A 24,011-nucleotide genomic window follows, 5' to 3' on the forward strand; every position below is an offset into this window, starting at 1 on the left:
GAAAGATAATGAAACCAACCAATCAGTTTTTACCTCATATGAAAATCAAAAGTGCGCCACGGATCAGGGAAATGATCATAACACCCATCGCCATTACCGATCCACCTCTATTGAACGCTGCAGGTTTGCATGCACCTTATGCCTTACGTACTATTGTTGAACTGATCACTGATGATAACATCTCAGGTGTCAGTGAAATACCAGGCAATACAAGCATCAATGAAGCACTTGAGGAAGCCCGTCAGTTGATCATAGGAAGATCGCCCATACAGTTAAGCAGCATTGGCCGGGAACTGGAAAGTTATTTTGGTAAAGAAACCGCATCAGCGCGTGGAGAAACGCCCTGGGACCAGCGAAAGCTGGTGCATATTTTCAGCGCCATAGAAGTGGCCTGTTTGGATATCATTGGAAAAATTACCGGGCTGCCGGTAGTAGATCTGCTGGGTGGAAAAATGCGCGACCGTGTTCCTTTTGCTGCCTATCTTTTTTACAAATACGAAGGCGCCGGTGGCGAGTTGGGTTTTAACATTGACAGGAACGCTACGGGATGGAACGCCGCCCGTCAGGCAAAAGCGATTGACCCGGAAGGTATTGTACACCAGGCAAAAGCCATGGGCAAGACATTCGGGTTCCGCTCTATAAAATTAAAAGGCGGTGTATTTGAGCCGGACCAGGAAACCGCAGCCGTTTTTGCGTTGCGTGAAGCCTTCGGCGAGCATATTCCATTACGAATTGATCCGAATGCTTTATGGACGGTTGAAACTTCTATTCAGTACGGCCGTAAAATGGAAGGCATTATCGAATACCTCGAAGATCCTACGCGGGGGCAGAAAAATATGTCCATCGTGCGGCAGGCGCTAAAAACGCCATTGGCGACCAATATGTGTACTACCTCTTTCGATGATATACCAGGCAGTGTTGCCGTTGGTGCCGAAGATATTATTCTCAGCGATCATCATTTCTGGGGCGGGTTACGGGCCTCCATGGAATTATCAAAAATATGCAGCACGTTCGGCCGGCATCTTTCCATGCATTCAAACAGCCATCTGGGTATTTCGCTGGCGGCTATGGTTCACCTCGGTGCTGCCCTTCCCCATTTGCCCTACGACCTCGATACGCATTATCCCTGGCAGTCAGACGAGGTCATAAAAACGGGTCGCTTCAATTTTGAAGATGGCGCCATTGCGGTTCCTAATGAGCCTGGTTTAGGCGTAGAGCTCGACCGGCAGGCATTGGCCCGGCTGCATCAGAATTATCTACAATGCGGTTTAACCAAACGGGATGATGAAACGGAAATGCAAAAAGTAGTGCCGGGCTGGAAATTTGAGGCAGTACGCTGGTGATACTAGTTACCGGCGTACCGGTACTTACTTTATGACAAATATTTCTTTTTGAGCATGTCGATGTGATGCACTTCATGGCCAATTGTCGCTTTCAGGAACTCTTCAACGGTCAATTCATATTTCCAGGCAGTGCCGGTAAGCGCCAGTTGTTCTTTTGATAAGGAGTGTATGAAGCTGATGGAAGCATTCCTTACGTTCTCCAGATCGGTGATCAGCTGCGATACCGGCAGTTCGTCAAAACGGCTGTTATCAACAAAAGTGTTTTGATCGTAACCCGGTAAGGCGGTTTGATCTTTCCTGCTGAACCGGAGCGCCCGGTAGGTCATAATGCGTTCGTGATCAGTTATATGGCCAATGATCTGTTTTATACTCCATTTACCAGGGGCATAGCGCCACGCCGCTTTTTCTTCTGTAACAGACCTGAGCAGGTTTATATTTTCTTTTGAGGTGAATAACTGGTAATAATCTTTACCGCCTAACAATTCAATGTAATATGGGAATCCGTCATTTATGGAGTACTGCATCCTGATAATTTTATAGCAAGATACTGATTCACGCTGATATCACCACGTATACAACTGCCATGCCCCGCCCCGGGCGGGGTTGCGCATTGATATCATAGTGATCCGGGTTTAAATAATTTTATTTTTTCATTAACTGCCAATAATTAATTTTGTAATGGAATTTAAACAATTATAACAACTAAGGCTGCCCGTTTCTACGGGTGGCCATTTTTTTGGTTGGACCGATCTGTGAAAAATAATCTAGTTTGCTAACGTTTACGGTTGTGTTTTAATGACCGTACTGTTGCTGTAGGCCGCTTTTTCGGGATTGTACATACATTGTAGTGATGCGGGGCCAAAGGTGAAGGTTCCCTCCTGGGCTACTCTCAATTCATAACTGATGTCGGTTCTACCTGCAGGAATGTGCTCTGCAAAGAACTGCATACCCGCATCGCGTACCGATCTGTAATATTGGAAGTTATTACCAAATTCATATCCACTGTTCGCATCCACTGGTTCAAAAGCGCCGCTTGTTTTATCATCAATATATACATACGGTAGATAACCGGCGGTTTCAATTTCAATTACTACTTTCAAATTATCCGACACTTTTAATACGGTGCTATCGCTAACCGGTTCCCATTTATTGGAAACATTGTTGAGCCGGAAAATATGCTTTATTAATTGAACACCAATCAGCTGATTTACTGTTGAGGCAGCCATAAATTGCCAGGTAAGAATATTACCCTGTACCAGGGCATCATTGGTTTTACCAACTTTCAGTGATTGGGGAATGTTGTTGGTCTTTATAAACGAAACGGGCTGGCCGCTCAACAGGTCATCAGTGACAGTCACCAGCTGATTATTGATGGTACTGTTTATTGTGTTGGGCGCTCCAATTACCGTTTGCTGCGTTTTCTGCAAAAGGCTGATGGCTGCGGCAGCTGCTTTGGTGCTTTTCCATTCATGGCCACTTTTTGATGTAAGTATCCATTTAATTATTCCTTCACTGATATTGGCAGAACCGGTTGTTTTACCAAATGCTTCCGCAAGCAAAGCAAGGGCTTCTTCCCAGGAAACAGTCATATAATCCGCATTGGCAAGAAATTTCCAGCGAATGCCCTTTACAGGGTCTTCTATAGCCTGCTGGCGGATGTGTTCCAACTGTTGAAGCGCTTTCTCGTATAATGTATTATTGCTATTGAACCATTTCATAGCAGTAATGATCAGCAGGGCCTGTTTGTACAGGCTGGCATTATCTATTTGCTCCCATTGCTGTTTAATATTATTTTCAATTTGCATATACTGAGTGGCTGTTACCGGATATTTGGCTCGCCAGTAACCTCTTGCATACAGCGTAAATAGATCATTCAGGTCGCCATCTGTATAATGAACAAGCTGACCAATAAAGGCATCCATTTTTTCTCCTTTGATAATTGCAGACCTATCTGCCTGTTCAGCCAGTTTTCCAAAACCGGCCAGCACATAGGCCGAAATGTACGAACTGCTTTTTCCGCCTTCAAACCAGCACAAGCCACCATCTTTGTTTTGTAATTTATAAAGTTTATTAAGATAGCTGTCAATGGCAGCTTTGGTTCGAACTGTATCGAGCAACTCGTACAATTGTTTTTGCTGCAGGGTTGTGCGGGAAGTTAACTGCAGCCAGGGCATTGCCTGTTCATTAAGCTGGTCAGGAAGTAATGCAGGCGCTCCGTATTTTTCTGTTGTTTGTTTTGCTGTTATATATACCTGCCGGGTCACCTTATCGGTTTGCATTATATTCAATGCAATGATATTTGCCAGCATTTTATTGAATGTTTGCTCGGCACAATCAAACGAATAGTTGGCCAGGAAAGGCAATGAGTTGATCAACGCTGCCTGGGGTTTTGGCTGTATTGATAAGCCCACTCCATACACATCATTTTTTGCAGGAAGGGAGATCAGCGTATCTCTATTATTGACGAAACTAAAAGGCACAACGTGTTTCACCAGTATTTTATCTGTCAATATGGGAATGATATGTTCTTCGCCGTCAGCAAAATCACCGGCCAGGGCTTTTACTATTATTTTCACCGGGTTAAGCTGTCCTTTCGGAATAGTCAGTACAGTACCTGTAACCGTATTCGAATGGCCGCCCACCTCAAACCGGTTTTCGGGGGCTTTTACAACAATGGCAGTAATATCTTCTCCTGTTACCGCATCTTCTACTTTGCAAATTGTTTTCCCGGTTTGTCGTAAACTATCCAGATTGCTGATACGGCTTTTCAGGATGAGGTGATCGCCCTGGTAAAGCAGTTTGGGTATATTAGGGATCACCATGAACGGCAGTTGCGTATTGAGCTTACGTTCGGCATACGCGAATTGCGCTTTTTTCGTGTGGGCAAACAGTTTCCAGTTCCATTCAGTTAATGATTCCGGCACGGTGAACGTAAAGCGGTAATACCCGTCTTTACCGGCATGAACGGCCGGGTAAAAGAAGGCCAGCTCATTGAAATTGCTGCGGATTTTCACTATGGGCTCCTGTTTTATTTCAGGTAATTTAACCGGGCCTTTCGTACTTATAAGAATAACGCCTTTAGCGCCTCTTGCGCCATAAATAGCCGTAGCGTCTGCCCCTTTCAACATCATCATATCTGTGATCTCGGCAGTATTCAATTCATTTAGCTTACCTGTATACGGTACGCCATCGATCAGCACCAGTAAATCATTCCAGTCCCCGTTAATGCTGTTGGAGCCCCGGATGGTAATAACGTTGGCGGTAGCAGATAAAGGCTTTTTTGAGGTGCCATACCCTACCACTATCACATCATTCAGGCCTCTGTCTTCGATAGCTATGCCAGGCATCCTTCCTTCCAGTTTTGTGAAAACACGATCATAATCCACATCTTCATCTTCCAGTTGCCCAAAGCGATCTGTTGGCTTTTGTAATGTGTTGCGCATCCACCAAACCGGATGTTTTATTGTTTGTTCCGGAATGTTGTACCGGTTAAGAAAGATTCTGCCTGTGGCTTCATAAATTAATCTTTCAGGCCATTCATTCCTCAGCACACCAGGCATTTCGGGCTGCGGAATTTCCCATTTGTGTTTTTCCAGTTTATCTAATGAGGCATCATAGCAGGTTGACGCCATTTCCGCCGCCACATTATCATCTCTTGTTTTTACTGAAACAGAGAATGTCGTTTGCTGCCCTGGCGTTAGCTTGCTTCTGAATTGTTCAATTATAATGGCAGGTTGCGCTGATTGCTGATTGATCCATATTTTTTCACTATGCCTGCAAGCTTCGTTATTCCTGATAAAAAATGAAGTAATGATTGCATGATCGGTAACATCGTTGGGTATATGAAATGTAAATGCATGAACGCCCGCTTTTATAATCTGTTCCCGGTAAACAGGTACAATAACCTGTTTTTTGTGCTGAAGGGAAAAATATTTGATCTGCAATAACAGATAAGTGCTGTCGTAAGCACTTCCTGCATAAACCTGAACATTGTCACCCGGATTGACCGAATTAAAAGGCAAATTAAAAAATGAATGTTTTGCTACGGGAAGATGCGTTGATGCTGTATCAAATATGGTAAATGCTCCTTTAGTGTTTCCCCGCACTATATTGTTTTCATAACAGGTTGCCTGCACAGTGTATTCACCAGCTTTTAATGTTTCAAACGGAATGCGAAGCTTCTCACCGGCGCCCGTATTGATCGTTGTTTCATAAACCAGTTCCTTCTCCGGTTTAGTGTCAGCGCTGAATTCTATATCTGGAAACCATTGCGCCAATTGTTCCTTTGAATATTTCCATTGGTCTGCATAATTTGTTATTCCGGGGAACATATTTACACGGTTGTTCTTTTCCCTGTATATTTTCACCTGGATATTTCTTGCCAGCTCAATTTTATTTGGGTCTTTGGTTGTAATAAGAACCGGTTGCTGATCATGGATATAATAATTATGTTTCAATGGAAAGCTGATCACGACCGGCTGTGTTGAAACATGTAAGGCACCGTCGATTTCATGGCTTTCACCGGAAAGATCAGTGGCGGTTGCCGTTAGCTGATAATGAAAATCATATTTAACAGAGTCGGGCAGTTTTGCCTTTTGCAAAGCGGTATCGGTAACAACTATTTCCGCAATACCATTTTCTCCGGTTGTTACCGAGCTGTCAAACTGCATTTCTTCCAGTATCCCTTCCGGCAAATAATACGGCACAGACCGGCTGATGGAATACTGGATCTTTGTATGGGCCATAGTGCTGCCGGCAAATGAGCGTACCTTTAATTTGAATGTGATCGCATCGCCCGGTAAATAAGTGGTCGCCGGTGGTTCTGCTGTGAGTTCAAATGTGGGGCGTTTATATTCTTCCACCCTGAACGCCCCGTCGCGCCAGGATACATTATCAATATCTCCATCAAATTCCCAGGTGCCGGTTGCGGCCGTTGCCGGAATATGAAAAGATCCAGCTATGGAACCATATGCATTCGGTTTTACCGCAAAGGTGTCAACCTTTCTTTTGAAAGGATCGGTAATATACATTTCCGGCTCATCTTCATTTAACCATTTTTTCAAAAAATTCCGGAAGAGGCCGTGCTGCAGGTTCTTTTTATTAGCAATGATCGTTGCCCCGGTGTAGGGATCCCTTGTCGTTACTATACCTTTGTAATAAACCGTTTGGCCGGGCCGGTAGATGCTTCTGTCGGTCAGCATTTTGATCTGGGCATTATCAATGTAATAATCCAGCAGATCATCATCTTCTTCCTTGTTATAAATATGGTCATTCTGCTTTTCATTGGAAACTCTTATATATTTATACAGCGAATCGCTGCCGTTGGCTACTTCTACTTCATAGTCTTCAGTTTTCTTTAAAAGAACATACCCATACTGTTTCGAAATATTTCTGATTGATACTTTTTCATCTTCATCACTAACCGAAACAGATACACCTGTTAGTGGCAACCCGGTTTTTCTGTTCAATACATATACCCGGTTATCAGATGCCACTATGGCAATTTGTGTAACCTGGAACGTAACGTGGGCAATCTCCTTATTAAACCCGGTAATTTCGTTAGGCGCAAACAAAATGGCATACCTGCCAGCCGTCAACCGGTCAATTTTCAGGAAGGTTTTATGTTTATCCAGATCGCTGGTGACCGGTAAGGATTCGTGTACAGAACGCAGGGCGGATTTATTAAGAAGATACAGAATGGCTGTATCCTGGCTTTTTGGCAACTGTTCATCATGCCCTAACTGAATGACCCTGTAATATAGATTACTTACATTTTTGTATTCAATCTTTGTCAATATGGGTTCATTGGGCAATACGCAATCATTCATTTTCCAGGTAATCTCTGAGGCCAGAATTTGTTTTTTCATGCCCTCCAGTTCGCGGCCGAGGAAAGCAAAATCGTTGAATAAAGCCTTATTGCTTTCATACAGTTCAAGGGCCTTAGCCGGCGGGAATTTATCCTTACTAAAAATATACTCATTGTTCCTTGTACGGTTGTGCCATAACAGGCAAAGCTGATAAACCGCATGGGCCCTTACTTCCGGGATAGGGCTTTCAGTGCCGGCGAGTAAATATTTTTCATATTCCGATTCTTTCAATAAGCCGTACCCAGCCTTCTCATAAATATATTTCCGTACCAGGGATTCAATAAAGAAAAAGGTCGCGGAGTCTTGTTGATGTTTTCCAAGCCATTCTTTATAAAGATGGAGTGCAACCACTTCCCTACTGTTGCTTTGTACAGTATCAAGGGCTTTGACAAGTTCAGCGGGAGATAATTTCAGCCACCCCGAAAATTGTTTTTGCCACGAGTCATTGAACCAGTAACGATTTGTATTATAGGCGATCTGTTCTGCGATGATGATATCAAACATAGCGGGTTTAAACAGGAACACCATTGGGTTGGAAGAAAGCCAGGCAAAATTTTCGGGGTTGTCACTATTGAGTGCGGGCGACAGGCTTTTCGCCTGTTCGTAATGATACTGAATGGTGCTATCAAGCATCGCATTGGAAAACGCGGCATAATTAAACGGGAGGTCTCTTGTTTCGTAAAGCGGCCTTCTATATTGAGCTTTTTGATAGAATTTTTGGAGCCGGTGCGCCTGCATAATATGCATGATCAGTCTCAGGCTGGCAGGGGTATGCAGATTTTGCAGGGTGCTGTCGATAAAAGAGGAATTGCGAAAATAAAAGGTGTCTTCCGTTCTGACATCGGTGATGAGCAACTGGTAATAGCGTGCGCGGGCATAAATAACAGGGTCACCGTTTTTTTGTGCGCCGGTTTCAATATCCCCGAGCTGCTGGTAAATATCTACAAGATTATTCTTTTGCCTGATGGCGGTTTCCAAAGATTCCCACAATACGGGATCATGATCATTCTGGGAAAAAGCAAAAAGAGGAAAAATCATGGAAATCATTGCAATAACCGACCATTTTAGCATCATACAGTTGACTCTTTAACCTTAGATGCGCAAACCTAACATATTACATATGATAACCAAAAGAAAAATAACTGTATTGCAAATTGTATTACCCCCCGGCGCAATCGCCTGGAGGCAATGTGGAGCCGGGCATGGAACGCCAGGTATCGGCAAACAGGTTATGAACAAGGTCGTAAGCATCATCGGCCGAACTTGTTTATTTACAGGCCAGTTTAAATATAGGCAAGCTGCGCATCACTGCAGTTATACTGCAGTGGTGTATAACGGTAACACCTATTTTAGAAAATACTTTATTTCAATATATCAAATTCTGTATTGCTATATTTTAATGAGCAATTACATAACTATCCTGCGTAATATTGAACTGGCAGTATAACAACAGTTAAACCAATTATCAGGTGAAGCTGACAGTTAAAAACTTAACATTGGAAAATAAAATTCCTTTGTAAATTTACAGTAAGATAATATCTATCGAGGTTAAGGCCAGCTCCCGACACTCCTTCTAACCTCTTTTCTGAAATCCGGTTGGTGTTATTATTATACCGTTTCATTCTCTTTGGAATAGACCGGCAAATCCCTGTTTTCCGTGCCAGATGAAAAACCCACAACCTTAAATTTTATTAAATAGAACAACTGTTTTGTAGCTAATCTCTCCGTCGTAAGATGGGGATCAATAACCTTATTCGTCAACATTAAGACCTGTAATGCTATGAAAAAGAGTAATATGGCCATGGGGATCATATGCACTTTGAACATTATCCTCTTTATATACGCTGCTTCTGCCAAATTGCTTGATTTTTACAATTTCCAATTCTCACTTTCAGAATCACCTTTTATTGCGCCCTTTGCCGGCATACTGGCCTGGGCGGTGCCTGCCATTGAGTTGATCATTGCCGTTATGCTGGTAATACCGGGGTTACGGCTGGCGGGGTTATATGCCTCCTTTATATTAATGTCGTTATTCACTGTATACATTACGGCTATGCTGCTGTTTACCAGCGACATCCCCTGCTCCTGCGGCGGTGTGCTGGAAGAAATGTCGTGGGGTACGCATATACTATTCAATTGCGTTTTTGTCGCATTGTCGGCCTGGGGCATTTACCTGTTACGCAAAAAGCGGCGAATGTTACCAATTTTACCTGCCCTCGCATAATAATAAGAGCACTGTTTAATACTTACTATATCTGAAAGGCCATGTTACGTCCCGGCGCATAACAAAAAGAAACCGATTCCTTATCCCGTGGCGATTTAACCGTCGTCACCTAAACACCCGATATATGCAAAGAGACATTATTGACCGGCTCTCCCGATTAGACCATCTTATTCGAATCAGAGGTACCGGCACTCCTGCGCAACTGGCAGAACGGTTGAACCTTTCGGAAAGAAGTATTTACGATTACATCAATTTTATGAAAGGACTGGGGTGCCCCATTAAATTCGACAGTTACCGCGAAAGTTATTTTTATGAAGAAGATGGCTTTTTCGTGATCGCCTTTTTCTCGAAAAGCAAGTTGAAACCGTTGCTTGATAGTTATTCACTGGAACTTAATGATTGATTAATGATAGGGCAAAATTTAATATTCCACTGCAGGAAAACTGCAGTGGACTTGCCGAAATTTAGTTAACACCATTAAACCATTATCGGGATGAAAGTTGCGACAGAAATGGCCGTTTCGCAAAGTGCGGCGGAAACCGAAGTAAAAGGAAAGTCGATCAAAAAGGCAGGTAAGCGCATCGGCTATAATTATATAATATTAAAGAGCCTCAAAGAAAGCCAGAAGAACGATGTTATAAAATGCCTGTATATCAAAAGCCTCACCAATTTTGGTTTTTGTGTGATCAAGGAAGGGACCTATGGCGACAGCAAAGACAAGCATGGCCGGGATATCAGGGACCGGCTCATTTGGCAGGAACAATTGCATGCCCAGCTCCAGGATAAAATACGGATGCCGCGGTTGCTGGGCCATTTTGAAGAGAATGGTAATTATTACCTGGTAATGGAACGCATAAAAGGCAAACCATTATACAACGCCTGTCGCGACATGAATGGTGAACTGCGTAATGGGTTGCTAACGGGAACCCGTACAGGTGTAACTTTCGTGAATTATTTAGTACAGATCGTTGACCTGCTCAATACGCTGCATAAACACCAGATAGTACACCGCGATGCCACTTCCAATAATTTTATCATTATGCCCGGTGGCAAGGTAGCGGTAATAGATATGGAATTAAGTTATTCCCTGCAACAACAGGCGCCGGCGCCACCATTTCAGTTAGGAACTTTTGGTTATATGTCGCCGGAACAACTAAAAACAGAAACGCCTACGATCAAAGAGGATGTGTTTTCTGCCGGCGCCGTGTTATTGCAGGTATGGACGGGTATATCGCCGCAAAAGGTAACCGATGCTCCTTTTGAATCGTTGTGTGAAAAGGTGTATTTTTTTATTCCCGATAAAGCGATTGCCGATATCGTGATACAATGCCTGCATCCCGATGCGGTGAAACGACCTGCCCTTACGCCTGTGTACGACGCACTGGTGCAATACAAAAGCGACCTGCGCACCAAAAAACAACGGCCGATAACAAAGCCGGTCCTGTTTACAAAAGAACAAATAAAACAAACGATACAACAGGCTATTGGTACTTTGACCTCTCCCTTGCTTGTAGATGAAAACAAAGGCTGGTTTTCGGAAGATGTGAACGCCGAACCCAACCGTGAAAAGAACAGGATCAACAAAGGCTGGTACACCAGTTTCGGCAAAGGCGCTGCCGGGGTAATGTACCTGCTCAATGAAGCACATCGCCTGGGATTCGATATAACAGGCACTGCCGCTCCCATTCAGCAGGCATTAGATCTGATTGAAACCAAATACATACAACGCATTCAGCAGGTTTCACCCAGTCTGCATTTCGGTGCGCCCGGTATTGCAGCTACCCTGGCCCTCGCCATCCGGGATGGACTGATAGTACCTCAAACCCATTATTTTGACTGGATCAACCGCTTGCTTCACCGGGATAACCAGGCAACTGGTTTTATTAATGGCATGGCCGGGCAGGGAATGGCCCACTGGCTATGCCATGATTTTTTACAACCACATATAACCAGAGATCGATTAACCAGTTACGTTACCAGGTTGATCAGGGAACAGCAAAAAGATGGCACGTGGGTATACAAAGAAGTAAAAGACAAACAAAAGAAGCGGCCCGGTTTTGCCAATGGCGTATCGGGGATCATTTATTTTTTGCTGGAATATGCCCACCGTTATAAAGATGAAACTGCGAAGGCATCGGCAGAAGCCGGTTTAAACTGGTTGATGAAAAAAGGTATTCACCGGGGCGACAAAATTCAATGGCGCACTGATAAGAATAAAGAATTAATGCACTGGTGGAGCGAAGGCACGTCGGGAATCGCCCTCGCTTTTATAAAAGCTTATGCCTGTTCGGATAACCCTACACTTAAGCAGGATTATAAACATTATGCCACCGGTGCATTATTAAATATTCCCAAACAGGCAATTGATAACAACCTCAGCCAGTTGCAGGGGTTGAGCGGACTGGGAGAAATTTACCTCGAAGCGGAGCGGGTGTTTGCAGAGCGGGAATGGCAGGAAAGAGCCGGTTGGGTAGCCCAGGTGATTATGCATTTGAAAAAAGAACATCCGAAACACGGACCGTATTGGTTAGTACAGGGGGAAAAGCAGCCCACACCCGATTTTATGACCGGTAATAGCGGGGTGATCCATTTTCTATTGCGGTATTGTTTTCCGGATAAACTAACTTTGCCATTAATGGAATGATTGATGTGCCGGTGTAGTTGGGAATCAAAATTATAACCTTAGTCCTTTGATAAATGAATTACGCAAAAGTTATTGATGCAGCCCTGACCTTATTTCCCAAACGGATAAAAGTAACCTGTATCGATGGCGTTACGGGCCAGCAAATTGGTATATACAAAGTACCATTCAGCCAGTTACCGGCTATATTTGATAAACCCATTACATTAGATATTGAAGGACATACGTGGCGGGTGATAAAAGCTGATCCCCTGTCGGCCGATGAGTTTGGGATCTTCAGAAAATTAAAACTGCATGTACTGAGTGTAGAACAACAGCAACAGGCAAGCCTGGGCCATAACGTAGCTACCCGGCATGCCAATAACCCCTTGACCACTTCTACCCCATTCTATCAGCAGTTCACCCTCGAACTAACGCCAGATGACTGGTTGCAATTAGAATTCCTTCCTACAGACGCCCTGCCTTTAATTCAGGAAGAAATGGCGTTGATAGATCCCATTTTATTAGCCCAAAACGGTTCCAGCCTGTTATTGGGGTACGAAACCATGCATATTCGCCAACAAACAGCCCAACTGGGGGTTGAGATCCCTTTTGACGCTTTTTGCGCCGCCCTGCCCGTCAATAAAAAGGGAAATATCCGGTTTGGGGGCGATGGGTACGTGGAGAACGGTTTTGTTGTTCAAACAGACAATTACGAATATTACGGCATCCTGGTAAATAACCAGATCACCCATTTATGCCTTACTTCCTTTGATTGTATTGACGATGAGTTTACGCAGGTAGCCAGCAACTGGGACCTGGCGCTGGTGAACTGGAAACAATGCAGTATAACGATGTGCTAACCGCTGAACGCATCCCATGGACTAAGCGTTTATTCTTATTTTTATTTGCCTGAATACAAAAATCCTTTTAATTTACACAGCCAGATCATTCACCTTCCCTGATGGATACTTTGGAAGGTTTGTACACGATGCTCCGATTAGTAAGCCAAATTGCCACTATTGGCTTAACCTTTAAATGAATTGAACAGCATGGCAAAGAAGAAACGCATTGCTGCAAGAAGCACCGTTCAGGTAAGAAAGAAGGCATCAGCAACCAGAAAGAAAGCCGCGACAAAAAAGAAAAAAACGGCCAAAAAAGCACCCGCTTCGGCTAAATCAGCCACCAACCGGTTGGTGATCCACACAAATGATATTACAAAGATCCTGGGGATCAATATACGCACCGCTCAACGGTTGCTGCAAACGATCCGCGAAGAATTGGGCCGGAAGAAGAAAGACTACGTTTCCATCAAAGAATTTGCCCAGTATGTACACCTTGGTGAAGAGGAGGTAAAAGAAAACCTCAGCGAAACCGTGCTCTCCTGACGGATTTGACGGGTTTTTGTGCCGCAGACGCTGGCAGGCGTCTTACGACGCTTTGTACACATTGTTCCGGTGAACTACGGAAACGCTAATTATTTTATTATGGTAAGCCATTAAGTTGGCTTACCATCAGGCTTTGCGGCATAAGTTGGTAAATTGGATACATTGTTTCAAATTTTGGCCTGCAGCTTTTTAATTTATTTTTATGGGTTTCAAAGGTTGTAGAAACAGTCGCTTACGATGAGGCATAAGTTCGCAACCTGGCGGAAACAGTCACCAACTATGAGACGTAAGTTCACAACTTTGGCCCCAATGTTTTATACTTTCCACCTAATGTTTTGAACTTTCCAGGCAATGTTCGAAACTTTCCATTCAATCTTTTAAACTTTCCACGCAATGTTTTGAACTTTCCATTCAATCTTTTGAACTTTCCACATGAAGTTGCAAACATCTAACCAATAGTTTGAAACATATGCGGCATAGTTAGCAACTTTTTAGCCGCGCTTTCCAAAAAACGGCTCCAGATAGCCGTTTGTAGTGTAAAACGATCAACTTCGGTTCCATTTCCTTCCACGCTTCTTCCAATATTTTGAAATCAATCCATAAACTATCCATATTTCTGGAATTGGATTGGCACCTTTTACATACGTGTATGATATGCAATTAAGGTAATTGTTGAAGGATGTTCTATTTTTTTACCAGTTTACCGGATTTTCCTTCCAATCCCTTAACCATTTGCTTATACTCAGGAAACCCAGGTTGCCTGTAGTAATCCATTAAAGCTGCCTGGGTTGCGGTATTATTAAATCCTAACCCATCAATAAATACTTCATCCAATATAAGAGCTAATAAACGCTCACGGGTGACCCCATTATAATTTTGTTTGGCGTTATTATAAAAAAGGGTTGGCAGTTCCTCTTTCGATTTGAACTTTTCATTAGTAACATCAAAATTCAATTTCCGCAGGGTCTCCATTTGATTAAAGCGCGACAAAGTATAAGTTGAGCCATAATAATCAGGCAACCCTCTAAGCCATTTACCCCAATGCTTATATTGTGTTGAGTCCCATACCGCAATCAGGTTTGAAGCCGTTATACCCGACGCAGAATCATTCATGCTATGTTTTCTTAATGCGGTGTAAGCATCAATACGATCATTCTCTATCGAACCAACAAGGGCGGATTTTAAATAATTATATTCAAAAGGCTGAAGTTTCGCTTTGTTTGAATCAAGGATGGGCAGTAGCAGGGAAAGTTTCTGGTCTAAATAACGGCTCCAATTAAGGTAATCATTGATTGAATGTATCGTATTGCAATTTTTTGTGGGAATGCCCAGTCTTTTCCCTTCTTCCAAAAGCATTTTCCAGGTCATTAATTTGTTGGCACCCCTGCCTATAAAAAAGGGTTCGTCATTATGATATTTAATTCTAATGCTGTCGCCGGGGGAAACAAGATTTAATTTACCGAATCCATAATTCATCTCTATGGGCTTATCTGAAAGGAATTCCCACTTTACTTTATTTTTTGAAACTTTCGCTTCCACATAATCATATGGCGGAGAATTCTCCACTCTGATCACCGGCCGGAAAGCGATTTCCATGTTTTCCTTCATTTCAAAATTAGCAGGTCTTTGCGTGGTCATTTCGTCGGAAAGCTGAAGTTCAATTATGGTCCTTTTGCCAGTTCCCTTGTATCCTTCTGATACCTGACAACCCCATAATAAGCCTGTAAATAAAAACAGGAGTGATCGATTGGCTGAAAAAGTCATTATGTTTAATATAAATTTTGAATTATTTTATTTTTTTCCTTTTCCCGGCAGCATCCATACTGTAATAGTTATCTTTTTTTATGATCAGCGCTTCTGAAATGCCGGCTGCATGGTCGGTATTCACGTTGATCACTTTACCATTAAAAAGAGTGGTTATTTCACTTACTATAGTGTGACCGGTAATAATGCTTTTAACTCCGAAATGAGTAAGTATAGCATCAATGTCATTTTCTGAAATTGTTTGGCGGTAATAACCCCGGTACCAAAAAGGTGACAGGTCGCTGTTAAAGATCAATTTCAGGGAAGAATCAATAAAGCTTTCCTTTGCCCTGGTGTAATGTTGACGGGCGCGATTGTTCAATTCAGCTATGCTTACATTTAATTTGATTATTTCGGGGGCAATTCCTCCATGCACAAACAAAACATCGCCTATTTTTTCTATAATATTCTTTGTGCACAACCATCGCCATAATTCATTATTAGCGCCATACAAAGCCGTAGGGGGATTTTTGTAAGAATTCGTTGCTGCATATTTAGGATGAACATAACGCCAATCACCATTTAAATTCATGATCTCATGGTTACCCAGAATGAAATGAACGTAGCCCCCCACTCTCCTGGCTTTTTCTTCCAGATAATAAATAAGCCAAAGACATTCGGAAACCTGTTCTCCCCGGTCAAAACAATCGCCAACAATTACAAGATGCCCCTCGTCATACACCCATTTCAGGTGTTTATCAATTACCCCACCCTTGTATAATAACCGGCAGAAAGCCTGAAAATTACCTTCAATATCAGACACAACGAATACTTTCGACGTTTTTCTATATTCTGCTTCCTCATTTCGCATACTTTGCTTTAGCCGAACAGAAAAGAATAGATCGTTTTTTTCAGGATGAGGCACTTGTAACGATATTTTTGGAGAAGTTAACATAGCGTAATTTCTTTGGTTAAATTTATTTTCCTGATCGTAACAATTGTTCTGAATAAGCCGTAATGCACTGGCTTATTTCCTGAATTCCGGGCCGGTTACCCGGGTTATGATCAAGACATTTGACAATTATCTGAATTACATTTTCATTGACAGGTAGTTTGTAAAGTTTCTTTGTGGTCTTATTAACCTCTTCCTCAATAAACTCACCAGGATGAATGTTGGTCAACAGGAAAATCAATAATGCGCCTATAGAATAGATATCTTCCTTCCAGGAAGGAATTAAAGCGTTTTGTTGTTCCGGTGCCTGGTAGCCTTTAGAAATAGTTATAAAAGCCTTATTGGGAAGTGACTCTTTAGCTGAAAATGCCACCTCAAAATCCAGCACGATCGGCGTGCCGTCAGGCGCTATCATAAAATTTTCACCTTTTATGTCCCGGTGGATATAGCCCGATTCATGAATGTTAGCAATAAGCTGAAGGCAATTCAAAAAATATTTCAGGATGTACACTTTCGTTGGTAATGGAAGCTGCGGCCAGGAGTTATGCGTATAAAAAGATTGGATTTTTGATACCAGGGTACTCCCTCTTTTAAATTCTATAACGAGGTAGCTGTTGTCGTGCGCCACAAAAAAGTGGAGGAACCGGGGAACACCGGTCAATTCTTTTAAATCGGTCAATACCTTTTTTTGCCATAATAGCCGGTCGTGTATTGTTCTGCCGGTAAGATCATCAACCATATTCATGTTGCCCTGCTTAATCAGGCATTCCCTGAATAAAAATCGTTCCCGGTAAATGGCTTTGTAAATATTTCCTTTTGCAGAAGTCCGGATCCTTTTTGTTAGAAGATATTTTTTTGCCAGGATGAGTGTACGCGCTGGTTGAACTATTTCTATTATGTCTTTAAATGGAATAGCAGCTTTACCCGGAATGTATTCTTTTTTAATTTTTTTGCCATTCTTAACTTTCAACATTTCGCTGAAGCAGGCATATAAAACTTGTCCTACCCGCATTGTATTCAATACCCTGGGACCCATAAACTTTTTCACCAACGGCTGTAATAGGGTAACCATTCGAACGGCTTGTGCTTCGGAAAGTGGATGAAGACAAATTACTTTTCCAACTTTATCGGGCCCATACCGTCCTATGTTAACATATTGGTGTAGCAAGCGGTTTTTAATTAACCGGAATGGCACCTGTTCCTGGATCAGAAGGGGTAAAATACAATGCAGTAATTCAGGCAGCTGCGCCCTGATCACACTAACAAAGATCAGCCATTTATTTGTTGAGGAACACTCTCCAGACACAAGCCAGGGTTCTTTATCTGAAAAACGTACATTGTATTTCTTTAATGCATCTGCATAATTCAGTAATTGGTTATATGGAAGTGTTTCACTCATGGTATATATTGCCGTATCCTGTGCGTTACAATTTTAATTAGTGAAAAAACTATGCAGGTCCTGCTTTACAGTGATGGGAATACTGGATATTTTCTTATAAGCCTTTTGATTAAAAGTATAATAGATTGTAGGCTTGTCAGAATACAGGTCATATTTAAATGCCCTGTTCATACTATCAAGAAATAATTTGTTTTCAATTATTGGAAGCTCTGAATTTTCTTCCTTAAAGTAGGCGCCGATAGTTTTGCGGCCACCATTGGCTGAGATCACCACAAACCGGCGATCAGGCAGGTCGCCCCGGTGCTCGATAATACTATCAATTGTTTTTTTTCTACAGGCAGGACAGCTGGCCTGAACGGGTAAGATCAAAAATGCCAGTGAATCGCTTCTTCTGGCTTCTGGTATAGTATTGTTAGTTACGGCAATAAGATTATTAAAAATATTTGTTTGCCTGCTGGCTTCTGTAATTAATTCAATGCTTTTTTGCTTTTTTCCTGCTTCATTACAAGCCAGGCATATAGTTAAAGCCAGCAATATGGAAAAGATTTTCATGACATTATTTATTAGGAGCTCTTTAATTTTTCGTTAGCTGGGTATTGTTTTCCCGGCTGTCAACGTAAGCAAGCCTTACAAAGTGCAATGCATATTCATCGTTGGACCTTGTTCTGGCATAAATATTTCCATCGGCCGAAATAAACAAACTACTAAAGGAGATATTCTCATCAATTAACGATTCGCCAATGATTTTTAAATGCTCATCAAAGATCAATATGCTTCTTTTTCTATTCAGGTTCTTTGATTCAAAATCTGCCTCACTTATCTTTTGCTTCGCCAGGCGCAAATATCTTTTATGGTAACCATCAAAATAAATAGCACCATAGGAATCCCGTAGCATATACTGTTTACCCGCTTTATCATTTAACAGGTCTTCCTTTTTAACCGGAGTTATATCACTGGTTTGATACTGGCTTTTGCCGCAATAAGATAGATTGTGACCGGCCAGGTCCGACTCATATACATTGGTATCTGCAGGAAAGCTAAAAACGAAATATCCGTTGTTATTATAGCAATAGTTGCCTTCTAAAAAATGATAACCAAAATAATTTTCCTGGTACATTCTGGGCAGGGAATAGTGCAATTTTGCTTTCCCGTTCAATAGATCAAACGAGTATACTGCTTTCCATTTTGCCAACGACCGTAAGGAAGTTTCGTTAATGGACGGCCGTACTCCTGCATACAACTGATTGTCCTGAATTACCGGCGGGCTGTTGTTGTCAAAAACCGCCCTGGCCAATTCAGGTTTTTGAAGAAATTTAAAAGTTTTGTTTAAGTGCCCGGCACTGTCAACCAGGTATAACGAGGCATTGTTGGTCACAAAAATACTGTCAAAGTTTTTGACAAATGCTGAGGTTTTATATAGATCATGACCTGATAATATTTTTTTCAGTTCAAGGCGTTTAATTAATTGTCTTGAGTGTAAATCGTAAATATTTAATGCCTCAGCCCGTTGGTCATGGAAACAAACATATTCTTTATTTCTAATAACAAAGCTCAATGTTGATTTTATTGCATTGTAGCTGTTTTCATCTAATGGAAAATGTAAGGTATCAGTAGTGGGTAGTAATTTTATAAGGCCGTATTGTGGCATTATATAAATATGAATAGTAGCGTTTGCGTCAGGTGTATTCCTGCATCTGGAATTTAATAACAGAACCAACAACAGCATTAAATGCCATGCGTGAAATTGTTGTTTGTTATTTGATGTCATTTTTTTAAATATTTATGCTTGTTATTAAATATAATATTCAGGCTTTACGGGAGCACAAACACTAAGTTATTAATAGCTACTGCAGTTAAACTGCAGCAAATAAATGAGCCAACTCAACAAGACGGCTGAAATAAAAGAGGATGTCTCTTTTTGTTGAGACATCCTCTTTATGTTAATCAGCATTAAATATCACCAACAGTTGTATTGTTGGCAGTTTGATATCCTAATTCAGTATAGCTATTTGTTTGATTTACACCAGTTGTTAATGAACCGGCAGTGGCGTTACAGGAATTTGCGTCCTGGCGGAAAGTACAGGTATTAACAGCTGCACCACCATCATTGCTGATATCTCCTCTAAGTGTACCGTTGCTTGCAACCCTGTTAGTATTTTTTGAGGGCATGAAAGCGGCAGTTACTGCAGATACAGCCATTAATGAAAGGCCTACAAGAGACAGTTTTCTTAATGATAACTTTTGCATAATAAATAATTTTTAATGATTAATAATAAATGATGATAATCAATGGCCATTAATTATCATACTAAATTAGTAGTCGTAACTGCAGTGATACTTCAGTGGAATATTAAATTTATTAAGGGGAATAAAAGAAGCCTGCCAATGAATAACAGGGGCAGGCTTCCTTATATTTTTGGGTTCTCAGTTTTTGGTTATTGTCCCCTGATTCAACGGCGGTATTGTAAACAATACCTTTTTCTTTTCTTCACTTACTGCATAAAATGTGTTTCCTTCAATTAATAAGGCTTCCGATTTGCCTTCTGCATGTTTAGTGTCGGTATTAATTATTTTACCATCGTAATGTAAGCTTATAGTGTCAGCAACAATAGTGTGCCCGGTTATTATATGGGTAACCTCAAATCTGTGCAGACTGCTGTCGATTTGCCGGGTATTGGGACTTTTTTTATTATTTCCGTAATAACCGCGATACCAGAATGGTGATTTTTCATAATCATAGAGCAACTGCAAATTAGGGTCTGTGCTTTTCCTTGCAATATTATCCCGGGTATAGTAGCGCCTTGCCAGTTCATTTAATTGTGAAATCGTTAATGGCAGGTAATTCAATTCAGGCGAAATACCCCCATGAACTACCAGGTTATTACCGATCTTCTCCATAATGTTTTTACTCCTGAGCCATTTCCCCAATTCACTTTGTTGGCCCCAAAGCTCATTGAGATCATCTTTTTTTAGCAGTGATACATTCAATTTATACTTTTCCTGATTATAGCGGGTATCACCATTCAGGTTCATGATCTCGTGATTGCCCAGTATAAAATGCACATATCCGCCCGCTGCTTTTGCTTTTTCTTCGAGTGAATAAATAAGCCATAAGCATTCTGTGACCTGTTCGCCCCGGTCAAACATATCGCCATTAAATGCCAGGTGCCCGGTCCCAAATGTCCAGTTATAGTTATCGTCGATAATTTTGTTTGCCTGTAATAACTTCCGGAATGAATCAAAATTTCCTTCGATATCTGATAGAACAAAAAGTTTGGAAGGCTGCGGATATTCAGCAGGTTCTACGGCATATGCAGGCCTGATCTTTACATCAAATGTTTTCCCGGCTTCATCAGTTTGTACGTTTACGGTGAGGTCCTTTTTTTCAAACTGCCGCGTTTGAACTATCGCATTATTAACCGTATACGAAATAATGGAGTCGCCCTGCTGTAGTAAATAAGGTCCGTCCTGTAATAAAGCTAATTGATGCCGGATCAAACTTATCAATGCCGATTTACCACGGCTCCCTCTTGGATCAGGCACCGGATTCCGGGCAACTTTGCCAAAGGGGTCCAATATATACAGTGTTGGATAACCAGAGATATTGTAATCACGTATCATTGGATGATCACTTCCTTTTTCGCCAGTATATAAATTTATTCCCTTACCGGTATTAAATTTTCCCTGGGCAACACTTTTAACCCATTGCTCCCTGTTTTTATCAAGTGAGATATTTACAAAAACAACATTAGTATCGTTTTTAAAAGCTTCTTCCACTTCATGCATTCCTGGTGTCATTTGCATGCATCCTATACACCCGGTAAACCAAAAATCGAGAATGGCGATTTTGCCTTTCAGTTTATCTTTAGTAAATAACTCGCCCGAAATGTCTGTAAGACTAAAATCGGGGGCGGTCCTACCCTTTCCTAACCGCCTTTCCCGGGTTTCGGTTTCAAAGTCTTTTAACCATTTTTTGTAATCAGTGAACCCGTTTTGAACATAATAGTTCGATAACATCGTTTCCACTTCCGGTATAAAGCCCAGTTTGGTTATTGCCAGTGATAATATTTCACAGCATGTTTTTTCACGGATCACTCCTGTAAGGCTCGATTTGGCATTCTCATATAAAAAAATATATCGATTGGTTTTATTACTAAAGCTATCTGTAAGAATAAAGCCCTGTTTTTTTAAAGCCGCAATTTGATTCACTGACCAGAAATAGGAAGAAGAGCCTGATTGCCCGTTTGCATAGAGCCATTGGGCTGCAGCACCATATAAAGTGGAGTCTGCAATATTCAGCAGGTCATTGGCACTTAACCCAAACTTTTTGGGTTCTTCACCTGCATTCTCATACAGGCAATAAAGTAACAGCCCCCAGAATTTCTCGAGGCGTACTTTCTCAATTTTAATAAGACGGGTAGTCTTTAGCCTGTTAAAGATGGGCGTTGAAATAACCTGCCTGTAAGAATCAGTTATGGCAGAAATTGAATCTGACAGATTATTCAAATATGCATTCCAGTCAAGATATTCTTTCAGCGAAGCGGTTTGAGTATATTTACCGGGAAGTTTTTCATATGCTTCCGATTGCTCAAATGATCTTACTTTCTTTTCAATTTTTTGTATGAGACTGAACTTGTTTGCTCCTTTTCCGGAAAAGACGGGTTCATTCCCTTCAAAATGAACCCGTACGCTATCGCCGGGTTCAATAAGAAATGAGTTGCCTTTTGATAACAGGTTCGAGCTTATCATTAAGAGGCTATCTGCAGGCAATTTCCATTTAATATAATTATTGACGTTTATGCCTGTTATTTTTTTGTCTTTGACTACAGGACCTATATAATCAGCCGGGTAACAGGTAAGGACAGCGGTATTTATAACGTTGCTTTGGGGCAACTCAATTTCAATAATGCTATTTTTTTGAGAATATATTTTTTGACAAAACAGGAATACAATAGCAAATGACAGGGACAACTTCATGCTCAATTGATTTTAATTAATAGTCTAAATTTTGGGAAAAACCCATCAGGTTCACATCCGGAATAGGAAGCGGTGCAATTGCTTTGTTATTGGGATAAGATAAAATTTTCGCAGCCTGGTTAGGGGCGTCCGTTCTGTTCACGCCTTTTTTCCATCGTAACAGGTCAAACATTCGCAGCCCTTCAAAGGAAAGTTCCTTTCTTCTTTCTTTATATATGGAGTCAAGTAAGGCCGGCCCTGTTGCGCTGGTTAATATTGCTGCAGGATTTGCTCTTTTTCGAACTTCATCAAGATAATACCGGGCGCTGTCTTCATTATTTAGATTTGCATACGATTCAGCTGCTGTCAAATACATTTCAGATGACCGTAACAGGGTTTGATAGTAAGAGCCGGCGGATAATGAAAATCCGGGAACAACATTTGCGGGAAATTTAGAGATATTCCAGTTTGAGCCGCTTTGCGTAACCCAGCTGTTTCTTACATCCTGGGTCGTTTCTTTTAAAATAGTTGCGATATCGCTTGTGGCTAAAAACTTCTGTTGCGATCCGGAAAGGAATACACCTTCGAATAGCGTATTATAGGTGCTGCCTGCTACTCCACTTGCTGAAGGGGGCAACTGAAATAAAGCTTCCGTTTCTCCCTTTCTAAACAAGCTATCGGGATACATTTTTACGGCGCCATTGTTTTTCATGATCGGAACAACCGTTCCTACCTCTCTTGCCAGTGTTTTTGCGCCATTATAATCTCCTTTGAACAGGTATACTCTTGCCAGTAAAGCTTTGGCGGCATAACTATTCATGTATAAGGTACTGACCAGTTCGGGTTTATAAAGCGAAATAGCCGCATTAAGATCATTGATAACTCCATTATATACTTCATTTACACTATTGCGAACTACCGCATCGGAGATGTTTGAAGAAGTTACAAAGGGAATACCGGGATGTGACCCATCTCCTGAATAGTTATAGGCCTGGGCAAAAATATTAACCAGCTGAAAATGCACCAATGCTCTTAAGGCATAAGCCTGGGCTTTAATGCCATCGGCTTTTGCCGGATTCTGGTCTCTGTATTTGTCTACATCCTCAATTATAAAACTACAGGCCCTGATAATCCTGTAACCAGTTGTCCAGCTTGCATTCATTGCCAACGATGCGGCTGAAGGTTGATCTTCAGCTCTCAATTCGGCCTGTTGGGTCCAGCTATAATGATTAACAAAAAAAGTACCGCCAACAATGGGTTTTATATTATCTGCTATTAAATCAGGATACACGAGGTTTAAACCATAATAGAATACCCGGTGAAGCATGTTGTAATTCCCGTTCAGGAATTCTTCCATACTTTTCAGGTCTTTAACATAGCTCTGCCTGTTGATAAAGCTATTATCATCCACCTCCAAAAAGTCTTTTTTGCACGAACTAACCAATGTCAGAACGACAACAAACGGGAAGATATATTTGTGGGATTTCATTTGTTTTCTTTTTGAATGAGTTATATCAGG

16 protein-coding genes are annotated in these 24,011 nt (G+C 41.5%); 6 read left to right on the plus strand and 10 right to left on the minus strand.

The window, feature by feature from the left end:
- The first annotated feature begins 38 nt into the window (after positions 1 to 38).
- The gene (locus A3860_RS35395) at positions 39 to 1,343 is read left to right on the plus strand and encodes an enolase C-terminal domain-like protein (protein ID WP_081155324.1); all 1,305 of its coding nucleotides are present in this window, start codon (positions 39 to 41) and stop codon (positions 1,341 to 1,343) included.
- Positions 1,344 to 1,372: 29 nt separating this feature from the next.
- On the opposite strand, the gene A3860_RS35400 is transcribed toward A3860_RS35395, so the two are convergent.
- Positions 1,373 to 1,867, minus strand: a complete 495-nt coding sequence (locus A3860_RS35400; protein ID WP_081155325.1) for a DinB family protein — start codon at positions 1,865 to 1,867, stop codon at positions 1,373 to 1,375.
- A gap of 255 nt (positions 1,868 to 2,122) precedes the next feature.
- Positions 2,123 to 8,257 (minus strand): alpha-2-macroglobulin family protein, encoded by a 6,135-nt coding sequence (locus tag A3860_RS35405; RefSeq protein WP_158085463.1) that lies wholly within the window; start codon positions 8,255 to 8,257, stop codon positions 2,123 to 2,125.
- Positions 8,258 to 8,990: 733 nt separating this feature from the next.
- On the opposite strand from A3860_RS35405, the gene A3860_RS35420 reads away from it, so the two are divergent.
- The 5 genes from A3860_RS35420 (at position 8,991) to A3860_RS35440 (ending at position 13,442) form a co-directional block, all read left to right on the plus strand.
- A complete protein-coding gene (locus A3860_RS35420; protein ID WP_081155329.1) occupies positions 8,991 to 9,434 on the plus strand; it encodes a MauE/DoxX family redox-associated membrane protein in 444 nt (147 codons plus the stop codon).
- Between the two features lie 124 nt (positions 9,435 to 9,558).
- On the plus strand, positions 9,559 to 9,837 hold the full coding sequence (locus tag A3860_RS35425; RefSeq protein WP_081155330.1) for an HTH domain-containing protein: 279 nt from the start codon (positions 9,559 to 9,561) through the stop codon (positions 9,835 to 9,837).
- A 90-nt stretch (positions 9,838 to 9,927) separates the two neighbouring features.
- On the plus strand, positions 9,928 to 12,078 hold the full coding sequence (locus A3860_RS35430) for a protein kinase/lanthionine synthetase C family protein (protein ID WP_081155331.1): 2,151 nt from the start codon (positions 9,928 to 9,930) through the stop codon (positions 12,076 to 12,078).
- A 53-nt stretch (positions 12,079 to 12,131) separates the two neighbouring features.
- Positions 12,132 to 12,917, plus strand: coding sequence for a hypothetical protein (locus tag A3860_RS35435; protein WP_081155332.1), 786 nt, complete (start codon positions 12,132 to 12,134; stop codon positions 12,915 to 12,917).
- Positions 12,918 to 13,106: 189 nt separating this feature from the next.
- Complete coding sequence (locus A3860_RS35440) at positions 13,107 to 13,442, plus strand: hypothetical protein (protein WP_081155333.1); 336 nt, start codon at positions 13,107 to 13,109, stop codon at positions 13,440 to 13,442.
- Positions 13,443 to 14,126: 684 nt separating this feature from the next.
- On the opposite strand, the gene A3860_RS35445 is transcribed toward A3860_RS35440, so the two are convergent.
- The 8 genes from A3860_RS35445 to A3860_RS35480 form a co-directional block, all read right to left on the minus strand.
- Positions 14,127 to 15,206 carry a hypothetical protein gene (locus A3860_RS35445; RefSeq protein WP_081155334.1) on the minus strand — a complete coding sequence of 360 codons (1,080 nt, stop codon included), beginning with the start codon at positions 15,204 to 15,206 and terminating at the stop codon, positions 14,127 to 14,129.
- Between the two features lie 22 nt (positions 15,207 to 15,228).
- Positions 15,229 to 16,056, minus strand: coding sequence for a metallophosphoesterase (locus tag A3860_RS35450; RefSeq protein WP_158085464.1), 828 nt, complete (start codon positions 16,054 to 16,056; stop codon positions 15,229 to 15,231).
- Positions 16,057 to 16,162: 106 nt separating this feature from the next.
- Complete coding sequence (locus A3860_RS35455; RefSeq protein ID WP_081155336.1) at positions 16,163 to 17,536, minus strand: serine/threonine protein kinase; 1,374 nt, start codon at positions 17,534 to 17,536, stop codon at positions 16,163 to 16,165.
- A 33-nt stretch (positions 17,537 to 17,569) separates the two neighbouring features.
- A complete protein-coding gene (locus A3860_RS35460) occupies positions 17,570 to 18,088 on the minus strand; it encodes a hypothetical protein (RefSeq protein WP_081155337.1) in 519 nt (172 codons plus the stop codon).
- Positions 18,089 to 18,110: 22 nt separating this feature from the next.
- Positions 18,111 to 19,304 carry a DUF4221 family protein gene (locus A3860_RS35465; RefSeq protein WP_081155338.1) on the minus strand — a complete coding sequence of 398 codons (1,194 nt, stop codon included), beginning with the start codon at positions 19,302 to 19,304 and terminating at the stop codon, positions 18,111 to 18,113.
- A gap of 182 nt (positions 19,305 to 19,486) precedes the next feature.
- Complete coding sequence (locus A3860_RS35470) at positions 19,487 to 19,783, minus strand: hypothetical protein (RefSeq protein ID WP_081155339.1); 297 nt, start codon at positions 19,781 to 19,783, stop codon at positions 19,487 to 19,489.
- 177 nt (positions 19,784 to 19,960) lie between these two features.
- On the minus strand, positions 19,961 to 22,513 hold the full coding sequence (locus A3860_RS35475; protein WP_081155340.1) for a thioredoxin-like domain-containing protein: 2,553 nt from the start codon (positions 22,511 to 22,513) through the stop codon (positions 19,961 to 19,963).
- 16 nt (positions 22,514 to 22,529) lie between these two features.
- The gene (locus tag A3860_RS35480) at positions 22,530 to 23,981 is read right to left on the minus strand and encodes a RagB/SusD family nutrient uptake outer membrane protein (protein WP_081155341.1); all 1,452 of its coding nucleotides are present in this window, start codon (positions 23,979 to 23,981) and stop codon (positions 22,530 to 22,532) included.
- Between the last annotated feature and the right edge of the window lie 30 nt (positions 23,982 to 24,011).

It is taken from the genome of Niastella vici (assembly GCF_002077945.1).
In the GTDB taxonomy this organism is placed as follows: Bacteria; Bacteroidota; Bacteroidia; order Chitinophagales; family Chitinophagaceae; genus Niastella; species Niastella vici.